The organism is Streptococcus sp. 2020WUSS084 (assembly GCF_044427445.1).
Lineage (GTDB): Bacteria > Bacillota > Bacilli > Lactobacillales > Streptococcaceae > Streptococcus > Streptococcus suis.
This window is the reverse complement of the sequence record NZ_JAOTGC010000011.1, coordinates 16,519-33,230: the sequence shown is the minus strand read 5'-3', so window position 1 is coordinate 33,230 and position 16,712 is coordinate 16,519. Positions and strand designations below refer to the sequence as shown.

Sequence of the window (16,712 nt, the reverse complement as noted above, 5' to 3'; positions counted from 1 at the left end):
TTTTCCGTAATATTTTAAACTTTTACGTAAAAGTTGTGTGTTCTACTAAATAAAATAGATGTATTGCCCCTTTCTGGCTCTTTTATGATACACTAATGGGTAGAAAGACAGGAAACTATGAGTAAGTATAAAAAAGTTTATCAAGATATTAAGAAAAAAATCGAAGAGCAGGTTTGGTCAACTGGACAAGCCCTACCGACAGAAAATGAATTAATGGAAGTGTATTCCTACTCCAAGGACACCATTCGCAAAGCACTATCTCTTCTTGAAATGGATGGTTATATTCAAAAGAAACAGGGGAAATCTTCTATTGTTATCGAACATGGTCTAATGAAGGACCAGTATCTTTCTGAAATTAAAACAGCGGGCGAATTGAACAAAAGATCACAGCACCAAATCCAGACCCAACTTACTTCGCTTTATATTATTCAAGGTCAAGAAGATTTAATGTCAACTTTCGAAGTTGATGATAAGGTAGATTTCTATCGAGTGAGTCGGGTACGGACAATTGACGGTGAGCGGTTGGAATATGACATTTCCTATTTTGACCGTAGGGTCGTCCCTTATCTTAGCAAAGAAATTGCCGAAAGCTCTATTTACCGCTACTTAGAAGAAGAACTCCATTTAACAATTTCTCATTCCAGACGTGAAATCTCCTTCCGTTTTGCAAACGAAGAAGAAAAACAATTGATGGACTTAGGAGACTATGACATGGTCGTCGTGGTCACTAGTATCACCTATCTTTCAAATGGTCAAGCTTTCCAGTATGGAACAATTAGTTACCGTCCAGACAAGGTTACCTTTGTATCTATGGCCAAACGGTAAAAGAAAACTTTCGATTTTTTCGACCAAGTGTACAAAACTTCTAGAATTTTATAGTTATAAAAAGAATGTCTCCGCTTTTGCAGAGACATTCTTTGCATTTATATACTAAGGAGAGCACCAATAATGGTAAAAACTGGTAGTTTTTATTCTTCAACACATAGGAAGAATTGATCTGATAAGTTTTGGAGTGGTTCAATCAACTTTCCTACTAATTGTTGGAATTCAATTAGTTACTGTGCCAGATGTCTTGGTTGTACTGTTCAATGGTACGGTCAGATGAGAAGAATCCAGCTTTGGCAATGTTATGAACAACTTTCTTGTTCCATGAATCTTGATCTTCGTAATCTGCAAAGACTTGTTCTTTTACTTTGATGTATTCAGCCAAGTCAATCAAGGTCATGAACCAGTCTTTCGAAATCAATTCATGGTGCAAGCGTGCAAGACGTTCCTCGTTACCAAGTGCTTTTACCTCATCGCTAACGATAAAGTCGACTGCACGTTTGATATTAGCATCGCCATTGTAGTAGTCAGCAGATACATATCCAGCCTTATCGTACAAGTCGATGATGGTATCTGAATCTTTACCAAATGTATAGATGTTGTCCATGCCAGCCAACTCTGCAATCTCAACGTTGGCACCGTCCATAGTACCAAGTGTCAAAGCACCGTTGAGCATGAATTTCATGTTACCAGTACCTGATGCTTCTTTAGAAGCCAATGAGATTTGTTCTGAAATATCTGTTGCAGGGATGAGTTTCTCAGCAACTGTCACATTGTAGTTTTCTACCAAGTGAACATTGAGGTATTTATTTACTTCTGGGTCATTGTTGATCAACTCTGACAAGCAAAGAATCAAGTGAATGATGTCTTGTGCAATGATGTAGGCAGGTGCCGCTTTACCACCGAAGATAACAGTGATTTTACGTTTTGGAAGGTTACCATTCTTGATTTCAAGGTATTTATGGATAACATACAAGGCATTCATTTGTTGGCGTTTGTACTCGTGGAAACGTTTGATTTGTGTATCAATGATAGAATTTTCATCCAGATCGATACCTTTATTGTCTTTAAGGTAACGTTTGAGAGCCAACTTATTGTTGAACTTGATTTCAGCCAACTTAGCATGAACTTCCTTGTCATCAGCAAAGGCAAGCAATTTTTCAAGTTTAGTAGCATCTGTCAAGTATTCATCGCCAATCAATTCTTTGATGTAGTCAGCGAGGTCTTGGTTGGCAAATTCCAACCAACGGCGGAAAGTGATGCCGTTTGTCTTATTGTTGAATTTTTCTGGGTAAAGCTCGTAGAAAGCTTTCAATTCAGAGTTTTTGAGGATTTCTGTGTGAAGCGCAGCTACACCGTTCACTGAGTTAGAGAAGTGGATATCCATGTGAGCCATGTGTACACGACCTGATTCATCAATAATTTGGACTGCTGGGTCTTTAATTTCTGCACGAATAAGGGCATCCAATTCTTTGATAATATCAACCAAGTGCGGCACCACTTCTTCAAGGAACTCAAGTGGCCATTTTTCAAGCGCTTCCGCTAAGATAGTGTGGTTTGTGTAACCAGTCATATTCTTAACGATGGCAACTGCTTCCGCAAATTCAATACCATGTTTTTCAGTCAAAAGACGGATCAACTCAGGAATCACCATTGATGGGTGAGTATCGTTGATTTGCACATAAGCGTAGTCAGCCAAGTCATGCAAGTTTGAACCGCGCTCAATTGCTTCATCAATCAAAAGTTGAGCAGCATTTGATACCATGAAGTATTGTTGGTAGATACGGAGCAATTCACCATTCTTATCAGAATCATCTGGGTACAAGAAGAGTGTCAAGTTTTCTTTAATATCAGTCTTGTCAAATGAAATACCGTCTGTAATCAAGTCATAGTTTACTGACTCAATATCAAACAAATTGAGGTAGTTCTTAGTCTCTTTTTTATAGCCAAGAATATCAAGACGATCCAATTTTGATTTCAAAGTGAAATTTTTGAATGGAACATCATAGCTGATAGTTGTTGGAATCAACCAAGAATCATTTTCAATCCAGAAGTTTGGCTCTGCTTCTTGCTCATTTTTCTTAAATACTTGACAGAAAAGACCACAGTGGTAGTTCAGACCAACACCTTCACCGTTGATAGCAAGTGTTGACATCGAATCAACGAAACATGAAGCCAGACGTCCCAAACCACCGTTACCAAGTGATGGTTCTGGTTCAACGTCTTCAACTTGAGCCAATGATTTACCAGCTGCTGCCAATTCTGCTTGAACGTCTTTGTACACACCCAAGTTGATTAAGTTGTTTGACAAGAGTTTACCGATAAGGAACTCAGCTGAGATATAGTAAACTTTACGTTTTCCTGTGTTTTTTGGTTTTGTAGCTGCAGCTTCTTTTACGTAGTTTAACAATTGAAGATAGATTTCCTCGTTTGTCAAATCAGCTAATTTCTTCGAAGTGTTTGTTTCTGCAAATGTTGTAAATTTAGTCATGGTTTTCATTTCCTCGTTGGTATAGTAATGTCATTTTTGTCAAGAAGTCTTTGCGTTCTTGGGTCAAGTCTTCAGCTTTCATGCGCCATTCCCAGTTTCCACCGATAGTTGACGGCATATTCATTCGACTTTCTTCGCCCAAGTCTAGGACATCTTGCATAGTTGCAATAGCTGTATCACTCACTGTTGCAAACAGCATACGGAGCATAGCTTGGCTAACTTTTTCAATCGGCTTACGGTTGCTGTAGGCGTCCACGTATTCTTGTTGTTCTGGATCAAGATTGTTGTACCAGCCGTTGACAACCTCATTATCGTGAGTTCCAGTGTAGGCAACTGAATTTGGAATGCAACGGTGTGGAGCATCGATACTCTTACCTGTTACATCAAAAAAACCAAATTCTAAGATTTTCATGCCTGGATAGCCACAATCCGCAAGCAATTTGCGTGCTTTAGCGTCAATATTTCCAAGGTCTTCTGCAATGATTGGAAGGTCTCCAAGTGTTTCTTTGACAGCCTTGAAGAGATTGTAGCCAGGACCTGGTTCCCAAGTTCCAACTTTTGCCACCTCTGCCTTGCCATCAACTTGCCAAAAGTCTGAGAAACCTTTGAAATGGTCAATCCGAAGGACATCATAAAGTTTGAAACTTTCATGGATACGATAAATCCACCAGTTATAGCCTGTTTTTTCATGTTCTGGCCAATCGTAAATAGGATTTCCCCATAATTGACCATCTGCCGAGAAGTTATCAGCTGGCACACCTGCTACATAAAGCGGCTTGCGTTCACTGTCTAATTTGAATAGTTGGGGTTTTGTCCACACTTCAACGCTATCGGCAGAAACATAGATTGGCATGTCTCCGATGATTTTGATGTGGTGTTTGTTGGCATATTCTTTCAATTGTTTCCATTGGCTGAAGAAGAAATACTGGGTGACTTTGTAGTAGTCGATTTGATTTGCCAATTCTAAGCGGTACTTATCAAGAGCTTCCTCGTTGCGAGCTACAACTTTTTTATCTTCCCATTCTTGGAGAGCTTTATTACCAAAGTATTCCTTGATAGCCATGAACTCCGCATAATCTGTCAACCAAGATGAGTTAGCCTTTTCAAACTCTAGAAAAGCAGCTTTCTTCTTATCATCTTGTAAAAATGCTTGAACTGCCTTCTCCAAAATTGGTCGGCGAACTTGATAGATAAGAGCATAGTCTACTTTTTCAGGATTATCTCCAAAATTTACATCTTGGAAATCTTCTGTTGCCAATAAGCCATCTTCAACCAAGAGGTCAAAGTCTATCAAGTGTGTATTTCCTGCAATAGCAGAGAAAGACTGGTAAGGAGAATCTCCATAGCTTGTAGTTGTTAGTGGTAAAATCTGCCAGTAGGTTTGCTTGGTTTCCACCAAGAAATCTACAAAATCATAGGCAGACTGTCCAAAAGTACCAATACCAAACTTACCTGGAAGTGAGGTAATATGCATCAAAATTCCACTGGTACGATTTGTCATAAAAACGTTTTCCTTTCTGTCGGTTACGAATATAGTTTAACGCAAACGTTTGCACTTGTCAAGGATTTTATAAAAAAAGTTTTAATATGCTCTAGAAAGCCTATTTTATAGCATTTGTTAGCGAATAACAAAAAAGAAAAAATCAGATATTTCTATCCGATTTTTCGAATTCTTCACTATTTTTAAGCAAAGCTTTGCTCTTTTATTTGGATGCTTCCATCAACCACATCCGCTTCCAGATATTTGACATCAACATGATCCAAATAGTAATCTGTTACTTTGTCTCGAATCTGATTTTCAATGACACGGCGCAGAGGACGAGCTCCCATTGCCTGGTCATAGCCTTCTTCCATCAAAAATTCTTTCGCTGCTTCCGTTACCGTTAATTGGATGCCTTTCTTCGCCAGGGTCTTATTGACCTGGGCTAACATCAAATCTACGATAGCCTTGAGGTCTTCTTTGCCCAAGTGTTTGAATTCGATAACTGCGTTGAAACGGTTGAGGAATTCTGGACGGAAGAATGGTGCGATGCGGTCCATGATGTCTTGATTTTCTTCAGCTTCTGGCATTCCATAACCAAAACCAGCATTAGAAGTCGCGATAATAATGGTATTTTTAAAGTTAACTTGGTTGCCCTGTCCATCAGTCAAATGCCCATCATCTAGCACTTGCAAAAGGAGGGTAATCACTTGTGGATCTGCTTTTTCAATCTCATCCAAGAGAACAATGGAGTAAGGATTGCGGCGGACACGCTCGGTAAGAGTATGGGAATTGTCATCGTAGCCAATGTAGCCAGCTGTGGTACCGATTAATTTGGAAACGGCTGTCCGATCGCTGTATTCAGACATATCCAAACGAATAATGGCATCCTTGTTACCAAACAAGTCTAGCGCTAACTGTTTTGCCAACTCTGTCTTACCCACACCTGTCGGACCGACAAAGAGGAAGGAACCAATCGGACGGTTGCCGTCATCAAAACCTGCACGATTCCGACGAATGGCACGAGATACAGCTTCCACCGCATCGTCTTGACCGATAACGTTAGCTGCCAGACGATTTTTCAATTCCTTGAGTCGTTCAATGTCAGAAGCTCCCATTTGAGAGACTGGAATTCCTGTCATCCGCTCAACCGCCTGAGCCACATCATTAACAGTCGCCACCACTTTCTGTTGCTCCGTATGATTATCAATCTGTTTTTGTAGCTTATCAATACGGACCTTTTCATTCAAGGCTTTTTCATAATCCTCTTTCTCAGCCGCTTCCAACTGCAACTGTTTTGCCTCAGCCATTTCTGCTTCTAAGGTCTGAATATCTGTCACAGGATGTTGTGCAGCCAAGTGAGCAGCGGTCACATCGACCAGGTCAATGGCCTTATCAGGCAAGCTACGTTGTGGAATATATTGGACGGAATAATCAACCGCAGCTCTCAAAACCTCATCTGGCAATTCAATATTGTGGTGGGCTTCATAAAGCGGCTTAATCCCTTTCAAAATCTGGTAAGTGTCTTCTGCGGACGGAGCATGAACCTTGACTTCATTGAAACGACGAGCCAGAGCGGCATTCTTATGAATGGTATTGCGGTATTCGTCCTGTGTAGTGGCACCGATAACCGTCAATTCCCCTCGGGATAAAGCTGGTTTGAGAATATCTGCCAAACCCTTGGAACCTGAGTCTCCACCAGTGCTACCAGCTCCCAAAATCTGATGAATTTCATCAAAGAAGAGGATGATATTGCCAGCTTTTTTGACTTCATCCACAAGATTTTGCACATTTTCCTCAAAGGCTCCGCGGTACTGGGTCCCAGCTTCCAAGCCTGAAATGTCGATGGATATGATTTCCTTGTTCTTAATGGCTGCTGGCACATCACCATTAACTATAGCTTGTGCCAATCCTTCTACTACCGCTGTCTTTCCGACACCCGCATCACCGACCAGAACAGGATTATTTTTCGTACGGCGAGCCAAAATTTCCGCTGTTTCTTGGATTTCCTTGTTTCGTCCAATGACTGGATCCAACTTACCTTCACGCGCATCTTGTGTCAAATTGCGACCAAGTTTTGCAAGAATCCCATCTGACTTTATCTGACCTTTAGCCTGTGTTTGAGCCACTTCTTCTGTCTGCGGCAGGCGACCAGTCTGACGATAAATGGCAAATTCCTCCGGTGTCACCTCACGACCGTTAATGGCATAGCGACGTCGTTCTGTACTGTATCCACCCATGTTGCCCATAAGTTGATTGAAAATATCGTCCATATTGTTAAAATTATTGAAATTGTTGTTCATAGTTTTTACCTCGTTTATAAATTCTATTGTTTTTGACTTTTACTGACCTTTGTTTTAAAAAAATAGCTAATAGGGTATAATCCTGTCTTTCATATTAACCTCCTCAGAAGTTTGTCTTTTACTGATCATTTAGTCAATTAGTCAGTCAAACTTTTTAGTTTGACCTAAACTGACCTTTTGTTCAAAGAATTCGTAAGGTCCTTTACCTTACGAATCTTATTCTACACCATTGGTCAGCAAAAGTCAATAGTTTTGTTTGACCTTTTTTGACTTTTTGATATAGTCTTTTAGTTTACTTTTAGTACTAGGCAACGAGCCGCAGACATAACTGGAGTTAGGCAAGGTGAGTTAACGACGTAATAAAAGATAAACTAAACGACGATAAAAAAATCTACCTGACGGTAGATTCGGTAGCTACTAGATGATAATCCCTTCCAAATGATCCAGTTCATGCTGGACAATCTGGGCTTGGAAATCTGTCAGCTTTAGGCTCTGCTTTTTCCATGAAGCATCAAAAAACTCCACTTCAATCTCCTGATAGCGTATCGTCGGGCGGGTACCTTCCAGCGACAGACAGCCTTCCTCTGTCTGATAGGGCTTGGCCTTGCTGATGAGGACGGGATTATACATGATCAGGTTGGTGAAGCCCATGTTGATGATGATAATCCGCTTTTTGACGCCAATCATGTTGGCCGCCATGCCCACACAAGCGTGAGCATTGGCTGCTAAAGTGTCCTGCAAATCTTGACCGACCTGCACATCTAGCTGAGTCGCAGGCTCAGATTTCTGCTGTAGGAAGAAAATATCCTTCATAATAGGTTGAATCATGGGAACCTCTTTCGATAAAGTATATAGTATTATTTTACTATTTTTTTGATAATTTGAATTATTTTATGCTTTATCGGATGAGGATAATAACGAAAAGTACCAGCTTTTCTCAAAATATAGCCATTAAAGTTCTGTTTAAATCGAAGAACACCATCTGAGCTGTCGAATATCCCTTGAATACCAAGGAAATTATAACGCTTAAGATTTCGTTTTATTGCACGTTGCATCGCCTCATATTGAAGTAAGAAAGGTGCAGATAGGCTTTGAAACTCTGAATATGAGCCACCAAAAAGATAAGTTGCCTCATTCACATCATAGATTATCAGTGCACATGCCAAAAAAATAGGAGCTGTCTGAGTTTGATTTAAAATATTTTGAACCACCTCCTGTTTTTTCAACAATTTCTGCACTTGCTGTGCATACTGTTTTGAATTTCTATCACTTGTTTCTATTTCCTTTTCAATTTGCTTTAGACTGGCTTTCGGGTCAAGTTCTGCAACTAAAAAATCTGCCTGTGTACCAAAGCTTTCAAAAAGACTGTTATAGTAACCACTATCTCTATCTTCAAAGCCTTGTCTAGCTCCAGTTTCCTCAATTATTTTTTTGAAATCTGAAAGCTCCTTATGATTGATGCTACGAATCCTGATACCGTAACTTTCTGAATTTTTTATGTTTCGTTTACTATTTTTATTGTAGGATTGCAATAACGACGTTGTTGAATACCCTTGCAAATCCTTCACATAATGCCAAACAGGCTCTCCATTTGGATAACCTGTTTGTAAGCCATCATGTTTAAATCCAACTTGCACCAGCTTCTCAATTAGTTGAGTATCTGCTTCACTCATTGGATTCCCTACACTATCAAAGATTTGATAGGCTTGGGAAGGCTTGACCACCAATTCAAGTACGCCTTCACGCTTCGCATAGTTTTTTAAAGATTGATAAAATTCCTCTAAATAAACATGATCGGTAACCAGCGGTCCAGAATTCAATTCCATATACAAACCACCAGCCATCTTCTTACAGAAAAGCAAAGTAGAAATAACGATCTCTAATTGTGAATTTTTAAAACCAACATAGCGAACATCGTATCCTCGCTTGGATAGTAATCCAGCCATTTCAATGGATTGAAAAAATGATTTTTCATTTACTTGTTGACAATGCTTTAAAAATTCTTCTTTAGTTATTTGACAAAAAGTCATTATTTTTTCTTCCTTAATTTTTTTCTAATTTCCAGTAAAACTTGAAAAATCTTATATAATATTGGCGAAACAATAAGGTCGAATTCCCCAATATACTCTTCTACTACTGGATTCAAATGTGATTTAAAGTGATAAAGGCCTCCGTCTAAAGTTGGCTCTATTCCTCCTAAATTTTGCCATTTCACACCTCGTTCGAAAGCATACTTTGCTGTCTCCACCCATGTTAGTAAAGCAGGCTGATAATGTTTAAACTTTTCATCCATACCAGCATAGATATTTTCAGATGTTCCTGCAAAATTTATTGTCAAAGTACCAGCCAATGGAACTAGCTTACTCCCGTTACGAGTCAGAGAATTTATCATTTCTAATTCTGTATTTATTCTTCGGGTTTCCTTTTTATAATTTTCAATCTTCGATTGTCTTGTAGTAGAGGTGAAGGTCATGGCCTCTTTTACTAATTTTTCTTCAAGATAAGATAACTGTTCATATCTCTCTGCTAAATCCAAATAGGCAACTACAATATAAGAATTTTCTGGATAGGCATTCAATATTTTTTGATAATACTCTCTCCCCCGCAAGCGAATAGATTTGCGCTCCTCAGTCTTTTTTAATAGCTCTGAAAAATCTCTTAACAATTCCTCACGACCAATTCGAATCTCAATACCTTTATTACGCGCCGACCGAATATTTTGTCGAACTCGTTTATTTAGTGATTCCTCTGAGAAGGATTCGCTATATAATACTGCATGACAAGTAGGTTGGATTGTAGCCGACATGGTCTGCACTCGACCAGACCAAATACCTCCCAAATCAACAATCCTATCTTTGACGGCAAGTACATTTAATTCTTCTTCCCTATCTCCTGTTATAGTTTTACTAGATAGTCGAATAAATGGATCAAATTTTATAACAACACTGCGTTCTCGGAGGGCAAATTCTTTAATGGACTTAAATACAAATGATACTAATTCAGCATCTTCATAATCCATTACAGGACCTCTTGGTATATAAATCATCGTAAAACCAAATGGTACTACCAACATTCTGATAAGAAGAGAAGCAACTGCCACTAATTTCCCATCTTTAAAAAAGCCTAGTCTCTCATTTCGCCACACACTTTTTACGGTTGCCCACTGACTACTCTGCAACAGGTTAGCCTGTGGTGATTGCTTCACAAATGAATCATGTTCCTCAGCAGATATACCTATTTTATAAGTGTAAAACATTAATTATTCCCCTTGTTCATAATTACTTTTAACGCTAATTAGGAAGGGCTTGCCCGTAGTGTCAAGCCCTGCTATACTAGTATAGCAATCGATTTTGTCAAGTATTTTTACTCAATCATAAAAAAATAATAATGTTTTATTTGTGCCACGAAATCACTTGTGCATATATATGATAGTTTCATTTTGCTTCTAATATTTTAAAATTTAGCAATGTACCTCCAAGTCATAATTGAATTGATATGTACATAGCCAAGATGAACATAAAAAAGCCTAGTTCTCACTAGACTTTCCTTATTTATTCTTGGCAATAAATCGCAATAGCTTGACTGACAAATGCTGCTGTTCCTAGTCCACCTGCTCGGTCAATGTTGGCTGAAAATCGTTCATCTTCAACATACATAAGACCTAGATTTTGCAAGATTTCCTTGGTGCAGGTGTAGAAATTTTCCGTGATATAGGCCTGCAAGTTCGCTACCTGAGCCTGCACATCTGGATGACTGACTTCTAAGCTCAGCATTTTTCCAAAAGCTTCAAAAATAGCCTGCATCTCTTGGGCAAACATCCGGTCCTTGCTGGTATCGTAACCTTCTTCAAACTCGGAATAGACCGAGGTCTGTCCCCACCGCTCCTTGGCCTCCGCCTTGTAGGCTTCTAGTTGACTGCTGTCAAATGCGTGAAAATCCATGACTTCTCCTCCTTTTTCTGTGAGCAATCTGGCGTGATTGATGATGCGATCCAGCCGTTCCCTTTTGAGCTCTAAAAGGGTGATATGGTCCCGCAAGACCTGCTGACGATTGACTTCCGTCACGTCCAGAAGCTGCTGAATATCTTTGAGAGGAAAATCTAATTCACGAAATAAGAGAATTTCTTGCAGACGAGCCAAATTCTCCTGATTATAGTAGCGATAACCATTTTCAGCCACAAATGCTGGTTTGAGCAAACCAATCTGGTCATAGTGGTGCAAGGTCCTCACCGTCAATCCTGTCAACCGACTGACCTGCTTAACTGTCCAATTTTCGTTCATAGAAATCTCCTCTCTATGCCCAGTATAAGGGATAACGTAAGGTGAGAGTCAAGGGAAATACTACATTTTCTTCAACCGATTATCCACAATAGCAATCTTATTTTCCTGGCACCATTCCAGTACAAGTTCTTTGTAACATTGTGTCTCAAAGGCATACCATTCTTCCAAACGGTCACATCTCTCTAACTCATTCTTAAAACGTCTAAAAGCACCGCGCCCTCGAATAGCTCGAGATAGACGGCCAGACAAGTCTCCATCAGTCAAATCAGAAATATAGAGTTCCATAAATATGTAAGTATTGAAGTCATAATAGGTCGGTAGCCTTACAAACCTTCCCGTCACATCCTCCTCAATCTCCTCTTCTAAACCTTCACGGGATTCAATTCTGAACTCCCCAACAGACAGATAGACCAATTCGTCTATGTGACTATCATAATAGTACCTATCACCTTGACTAATCATCTGCAACGAATCAACCACATCTTGAAACGAAACTGCCATATCCTACCACCTCACTGCATCTAATTCCTCTATCATGGCTTTGCGTCGCGGATACTGGACTTTCCACGAGGTGCGAAGACTTGCACTCACCACTTTTCCATCAGGTAAACCTGCAATTTTTACTAAATACCCTGCCAACTGACGATAGCGGCTTCGACTACTAGCCACATCCATCTGCTGACAAAGAGCTTGAGCGTAGGCATCTCGTAATTGCTCGGGTAGTTTCTCTGATAAATAGTCTTCAAATCGATCCAAATTTTCTAAGAACCAGTAACTTGCTGTAATGCGGTCCAATAATTCCTGCGGTCGGTCTGCCAATTGCAACAATTTCAACTGCTGTGACTGGAAACGACCATCCTCCAGCAAATCATCTAAGTAGCTCTGCCATTCTTCCCTAGAAACATAGTCCCGTAACTCCTCTAGCAGCTCCAAATCAGTATCCCCAGCAGAGAAAATCATCTCCAGCAGTTCTTCTCTAACCTTGTCATCCTGCCCCTGAGACCGGTAGATGTCCCGTAACTGCTGGCTATAATCTGACACCAGTCCCCTATACTGGGCATCCAGGCGCTTACTTTCCTGCAAGAGGTGAACGGCACGGTCTAGTTGCTGATTTGCTACAGCCTGGGCAATGGCTAGTTTATGAAGTCCAGCCACCTCCCAATGATTGGCCTGGAAGGTCAGCAAGTCTGCCTCACTAGAGCCCAACTGAACCAGCAACCTGTAACAGAGCAAGGCGAATCGATCGCGACGGAATTTCCATAACCAAGAGGACATATCTCCTTCTTCTATCGCCTGCAAAGTAGTTTGAAAATAGGTCAATTTCTGCTGAAGGAGGGGTTCTTCTTGAAACTCCGTTTCTACAAATTCCATGAGAAGGTCTTCTGCAACCTCATAGCCACTTAGCTGTCCTAAGCACCAGTCTAGTAATTCTTGGACAATCTTATCCGGAGCTACAGTCAATAAATGCTGCCAGTAGCCAGCAAGTCTATAAAGCAGACTACCAGTCGTTCCAATGGAATCATCCAACTCTTGCTGGCAAATCTGATGGTAAAAGGCATCTGATACAGCCAAGAAATTCGCATACTCACACCTATCCAGCAAAGGCTGGAGATACTGATGCATGGCCTTTTCCACGGTCCGTTCGTAATCCCTAGTCTGCCTATACTCGATATAGCCCGTACGCCTGTCCACAAAAGGCAAACCCAAGTCTCTAATTGCCTTTTTCACATTTTCCACTTGCTTAGAGCTTAACTGAGCTGAAAAATGCAGCTGAATTCGATTGGCCAGTTCCCTATCTTCTTGAGCTAATTCAAGAACAATAGCCCGTAGTTGCTCAACTGTCAATTTTTCCAAGAGCTGGGCAAGTGACTGTCCCTTCCCCTCAACAGCTGGCTGACCCTCCAACTCAGAAATGGCAAACAAGACTGCAGCCATGTGCTTACAGTGATTCATTTCCTGAGCATGGGGACACTCACACCACATACTGACCAGCTGACCATGCTCCAAGTCAATCTCCACCTCATAGACTTGACTACCAGAGACAAGAGCATAGTAGCCCTCACCTGTCTCTTGAAGCCCTTGAACAGCATCATCTAAAAACAAATTGTAACCCCTATCTACAATGTGAGGCTTAAAATAGTCCATCCAATTTTCCATGATTTATGTCCTTTGATTTTGCTACTTAAATTATACAAAAAAAATAGGAGCGTTTTCAAGTCAACGACAAAAACTTCCCATTCTTTATTGCATTCATCTCACTCCACCCTCACCGGCACGCGCCCATAGGTCTGCTCTGCCATTGCGTCAGCGCCCAGTTGATAGACCGCATCCGCCTGCTGGGTCAGGCTGTCCCAGGGCTCTTTGCCGATCCTCGTCACCAAGCCCACTCGCTCCTTGACCGTCCTGAGATAAGTCTGACCTCGAGCCGAGAAGCCTAGGACATGGACCGCATCTGGCAAGGGAGTTTCCACCGCATTGACCAAAACATAGGTCAGCACCCGCCGCACCCGCGCCTTGGTGTAGCGCTTGGTCGCAACAGCATCCACTAACTCCTCCACGGTCGCTGCGCTCCCAATGGCAGAGCGGATACGACTGGCTAGTTCTTCGTTGACCTGAAAGACCTGACTGAGATCTCGGTGGGTCGCAATCTGGTAGCGGAGCAGGGGAAAATAATTTCTCCAGCTTACCTTGGCCGCCTCTTCAAAGAGACTGGCAGACGGTAAAAAGTCACGCACCAAGTCCAACTGGTTGGCACCCTTTCGGATAGCCGTCGCCGAGGCGTAGGTCGTTTCCACCTCTTCCGAATGAAAACCAGCCCCCTGCCGCTGAACTGGACCGAGCTGAATACCTGTTCCAGCCACCGCCTTAGCGTAAGCCAAGCCCAGAATATGATTAGGTGTATCACCTGTGAAAGTCAGCCCAGCAAACTCCTGCCACATAGCCTGGGTCTTCTGTGGATAAGAGAGATTGTCTGGTAAGTTTTTCACAAAATTTTCCATCTCTTCCGACTTATCCACATAGATATCCGCAATTTTCTGGTAATCCAGCATTTCTTCCGTACCGAAAACCAGCTTTTCCACACCTAGCCTGTGTAAAATGCTAATGGCTCCCTTGGCGAAATGGTCAGCCGACTGGACCGACACCAAAAAGGGCATCTCGACAACCAAGTCTGCCCCGTGCTCCAAAGCCATCTGAGCCCGTGTCCACTTATCCACAATGGCTGGCTCACCCCGTTGCATAAAATTGCCAGACATAACCACAATTTTCAAGCCTTCCGCCTGTTCCAGCAGGTATTTATGCCCTGTGTGAAAGGGATTGTATTCTGCAATAATCCCTGAAATCATGCCCTACCTCCTAGACTTTATTCAACTATCTACAACCTAATACCTAAATTACAGCAAACTCTTTTTCTGCAATCTGTACTGCTTCAAGTATATCCTCTTCTGCTAAAACCGTGCGTTTTGAGATAACTCTTTCAACCTCTCGTTCAATTATTGACTCTCTAGTAAACATCCTATTTTTAACAGATTGCTTTTTCTGGAACATGTCTTTAAGTCGTTCTCCTAATTTCTTATCGAAGATATTATTTTGAATTTCTTTAAATTCTTCTTCTGAAAGCGCCATAGCCATAACAATATCAATAAATTCTTCTTTTAGAATTGCAAACATCTCAATTCTGTCATCTTCTATAAAGTTGTCTAAAACAACCTTAGAACCAACAGCAGCCAATGTTCCACCAGCTACTGCACCTACAAATGACCCAACTGGACCTAAAAATGCTCCAGCAACTGCACCACCTGCAACTCCACCTAGTAAGCCTGTTCCTGCTACTAAGCTATTCTTTAATAACTGTTGGCTAGATATTCTACCTTGCAGTAGATCAAATACGTCCGGACCTACAGTAATTCCGAATGAAATAACTCCTGCTGCTTGTCTAGCAACAGTATTGGCTGCGACATTCTTAACTGTTTGATCAGCGATTTTTTTAGTAAGAATTTTTCCAATTTGTTGAGAAGCTGTGTATATAGCTGCTCCCAACAATATCGTTTTTACTCCAGAATAGATTGCTGATTTTGCAGCTTCTTCAGTATCTTTTCCAGCCCATTTTTCCATTGCAAAAACAAGGACAAAGCTTATTCCTGCAGCTGGAATAGATTGAATAGCTCCATCAATGGCATCATATTTTAATGAAACAATATTTCCGCCCTTGGCAACCAGTTTTGCCTCATTATAAGTAACATTCCCTTTTCTAATAATCAGATAGGCATCATCAGGCTCACTATGACCCGGAACTTTTCCAGCTTTTATTTTTTTCTTCATGAGTTGAATTGATTCATTATACTGGTCCTTAGGAACTTCTAACTGCATCCCCTTATAACGGTATTCTCCTCCATTAGCCTTATCAAATGCTGCATTTATTGTTCCACTAGCTTTTGCATAGTATTTTGTTTGAATTTTTTGATTTCCAACAATTCTATCTGCCCCATTTTTAACATTATCTCTCCCTACTTGCTCTACTTTTTGGAAAGGATACTTTATCTTGTCTATTACATTATTAGCATATTCAGCTGCATGCCCATGTCCTTGAGGAGCTTTTGCGATAGCATTAAATTGAATATCTTTCAAATGAGAACCTAGCATCATATTTAAACCTATAATTGATCCTATTTTAGCCCCATTTTGAAAATTCTCTGTATGAAAATCATTTTTTTGCAAACGATCAATAACTTTTTCTAAATAGTTTTCATGTAAATCTGCCGTATAACCTGTTTTAATAATTGAGTTTAAATTTGCGACTATATTTTTTTGTTGAGCATCATCAAATGGAAAATATAGTCTTTCAATCTTATTAGGATAAAAAAGTAGAATTTTTTTACCCTTACAAGTAATCTTCCATAAACCTTTTAAAGGGAAAAACTTTTTGCTAATTTTATACTTAGCATCAGCATCATTATTGCTATTTTCGATTTGTTCTCTAAAATAAAATCCATCCTGAGTTAACAACAAACCATATTCCAAAAACTCCTCGTCAATTTTGCTCCTAATAGGACTATAGCCAAAAATCTCCAAATTCTCTACGTCATTAACTGTACAAACAAAATCTTTGCTCCCCAATATAAACCATCTAGCCCGACCGTAGGGAATCTGCGTACTAGAATATTCAAAAGACTCGGCTAATTTGCATAAATAATCACGAATAATATCTTCATCGTATTCATGTATTTGACGACTCGATTTTAACCATATTTGAAACAAAGCTACATAAATTAATAATAACAATAAAAGAATAACAAATATTGCAACCAAGATAATGATAGCTACATTCATATCCA

Annotated in this window: 12 protein-coding genes; 1 reads left to right on the top strand and 11 read right to left on the bottom strand. The window is 40.3% G+C overall.

All coding sequences use genetic code 11. The features are described 5' to 3' along the window. Nucleotides 1-117: 117 nt before the first annotated feature. The gene (locus ODU50_RS07280; protein WP_024392961.1) at nt 118-825 is read left to right on the top strand and encodes a UTRA domain-containing protein; all 708 of its coding nucleotides are present in this window, start codon (nt 118-120) and stop codon (nt 823-825) included. 226 nt (nt 826-1,051) lie between these two features. Here the strand turns inward: ODU50_RS07280 and glgP are convergent, their stop codons facing one another. The 11 genes from glgP to ODU50_RS07225 all read right to left on the bottom strand — a co-directional run bounded on the left by glgP (nt 1,052) and on the right by ODU50_RS07225 (nt 16,707). Beyond that, nucleotides 1,052-3,316 carry a glycogen/starch/alpha-glucan family phosphorylase gene (gene glgP / locus ODU50_RS07275; protein WP_398581378.1) on the bottom strand — a complete coding sequence of 755 codons (2,265 nt, stop codon included), beginning with the start codon at nt 3,314-3,316 and terminating at the stop codon, nt 1,052-1,054. Then, nucleotides 3,309-4,817, bottom strand: a complete 1,509-nt coding sequence (malQ, locus tag ODU50_RS07270; RefSeq protein ID WP_011922661.1) for a 4-alpha-glucanotransferase — start codon at nt 4,815-4,817, stop codon at nt 3,309-3,311. The genes glgP and malQ overlap by 8 nt, the downstream gene beginning before the upstream one ends. A gap of 182 nt (nt 4,818-4,999) precedes the next feature. Continuing rightward, nucleotides 5,000-7,099, bottom strand: a complete 2,100-nt coding sequence (locus ODU50_RS07265; RefSeq protein WP_105148072.1) for an ATP-dependent Clp protease ATP-binding subunit — start codon at nt 7,097-7,099, stop codon at nt 5,000-5,002. 417 nt (nt 7,100-7,516) lie between these two features. Beyond that, nucleotides 7,517-7,927, bottom strand: coding sequence for a peptide deformylase (locus ODU50_RS07260; RefSeq protein ID WP_105148073.1), 411 nt, complete (start codon nt 7,925-7,927; stop codon nt 7,517-7,519). 29 nt (nt 7,928-7,956) lie between these two features. After that, the gene (locus ODU50_RS07255; RefSeq protein ID WP_105148074.1) at nt 7,957-9,129 is read right to left on the bottom strand and encodes a peptidoglycan bridge formation glycyltransferase FemA/FemB family protein; all 1,173 of its coding nucleotides are present in this window, start codon (nt 9,127-9,129) and stop codon (nt 7,957-7,959) included. After that, nucleotides 9,129-10,355 (bottom strand): peptidoglycan bridge formation glycyltransferase FemA/FemB family protein, encoded by a 1,227-nt coding sequence (locus ODU50_RS07250; protein ID WP_398581377.1) that lies wholly within the window; start codon nt 10,353-10,355, stop codon nt 9,129-9,131. The genes ODU50_RS07255 and ODU50_RS07250 overlap by 1 nt, the downstream gene beginning before the upstream one ends. Before the next feature lie 295 nt (nt 10,356-10,650). Beyond that, nucleotides 10,651-11,379, bottom strand: coding sequence for a MerR family transcriptional regulator (locus ODU50_RS07245; protein WP_105148076.1), 729 nt, complete (start codon nt 11,377-11,379; stop codon nt 10,651-10,653). Between the two features lie 60 nt (nt 11,380-11,439). Beyond that, nucleotides 11,440-11,880, bottom strand: a complete 441-nt coding sequence (locus tag ODU50_RS07240) for a UPF0158 family protein (RefSeq protein WP_105095958.1) — start codon at nt 11,878-11,880, stop codon at nt 11,440-11,442. A 3-nt stretch (nt 11,881-11,883) separates the two neighbouring features. Further along, nucleotides 11,884-13,536 carry an SWIM zinc finger domain-containing protein gene (locus ODU50_RS07235; protein WP_105153455.1) on the bottom strand — a complete coding sequence of 551 codons (1,653 nt, stop codon included), beginning with the start codon at nt 13,534-13,536 and terminating at the stop codon, nt 11,884-11,886. Nucleotides 13,537-13,634: 98 nt separating this feature from the next. Further along, nucleotides 13,635-14,723 carry a nucleotidyltransferase gene (locus ODU50_RS07230; RefSeq protein ID WP_203181262.1) on the bottom strand — a complete coding sequence of 363 codons (1,089 nt, stop codon included), beginning with the start codon at nt 14,721-14,723 and terminating at the stop codon, nt 13,635-13,637. Between the two features lie 43 nt (nt 14,724-14,766). After that, on the bottom strand, nt 14,767-16,707 hold the full coding sequence (locus ODU50_RS07225) for a hypothetical protein (protein ID WP_238145654.1): 1,941 nt from the start codon (nt 16,705-16,707) through the stop codon (nt 14,767-14,769). Between the last annotated feature and the right edge of the window lie 5 nt (nt 16,708-16,712).